Origin of the sequence: Streptomyces sp. SID4985, assembly GCF_009863025.1 — a bacterium.
GTDB lineage: Bacteria > Actinomycetota > Actinomycetes > Streptomycetales > Streptomycetaceae > Streptomyces.
In genome coordinates this window covers 1-995 of record NZ_WWIR01000080.1, presented here as the reverse complement: position 1 = coordinate 995, position 995 = coordinate 1, and the positions used below count along the sequence as shown (strand labels likewise).

The following is a 995-nucleotide window of genomic DNA, read 5'->3' as shown; positions in this document are numbered from 1 at the left end:
GGTGTCCTCGTTCGGGATCAGCGGTACGAACGCGCACGTCATCGTCGAGCAGGGTGACATCGAGCCCGAGCCCGCGCGTGTCGATGGTGACCCGGCGAGCCCGGTGCCGTGGTTCGTGTCGGGGCGGGACGAGACGGCCCTGCGCGCTCAGGCGCGGCGCCTGCACGAGCACCTCACAGGGCACCCCGATCTCGACCCCGTGGACGTCGGCTTCTCCCTGGCCACGGCTCGTGCCGCGCTGGAGCAGCGTGCCGCGGTCGTCGGCAGTACCCGCGGCGAACTACTGACCGGGCTGAAGACGCTCGCCGAGGGCACCGACGCGCCGAACGTCCTGCGCGCCGTCGGACCACGGGGCGCGGACGCCGGCCAGGGCCGTACCCGTACCGCCTTCCTGCTGACCGGACAGGGCAGCCAGCGCCTCGGCATGGGGCGCGAACTGTACGAGAGCGCACCGGTGTTCGCCGCCGCCTTCGACGCGGTGTGCGCCCACCTCGACCCGGCTCTCTCGCGCCCGCTGAAGGACGTCCTGTTCGCCCCCGAGAACTCCGCGGACTCGGCGCTGCTGGACCAGACGGCCTTCACCCAGGCCGCCCTGTTCGCCATCGAGACCGCCCTGTACCGGCTGCTCGAACACCACGGCGTGGTCCCCGACTTCCTCCTCGGCCACTCCCTCGGCGAGGTCACCGCGGCGCACCTGGCCGGGGTGTGGGACCTGGCCGACGTGTGCGCGGTCGTCGCCGCCCGGGGACGGTTCATGCAGGCCGCCCGCGAGGGCGGTGCGATGGCGGCCCTGGAGGCGGCCGAGGACGAGGTACGCGAGACGCTCGCACCCTTCGGCGACACCATCGCCGTGGCCGCGTGCAACGGCCCCCGCTCCACGGTCGTTTCAGGCGACGCCGAAGCGGTGGACCGCGTCGCCGCGCTCTGGCGCGAGCGCGGCCGGAAGACCAAGCGCCTCCCGGTCAGCCACGCCTTCCACTCCCCGCACATGGACG

1 protein-coding gene is annotated in these 995 nt (G+C 73.6%); it reads left to right on the top strand.

Annotated elements, in window-relative coordinates; translation table 11 throughout:
• A partial coding sequence (locus GTW40_RS03240) for an acyltransferase domain-containing protein (protein WP_161178618.1) occupies nt 1–995 on the top strand: 995 nt, incomplete at both ends.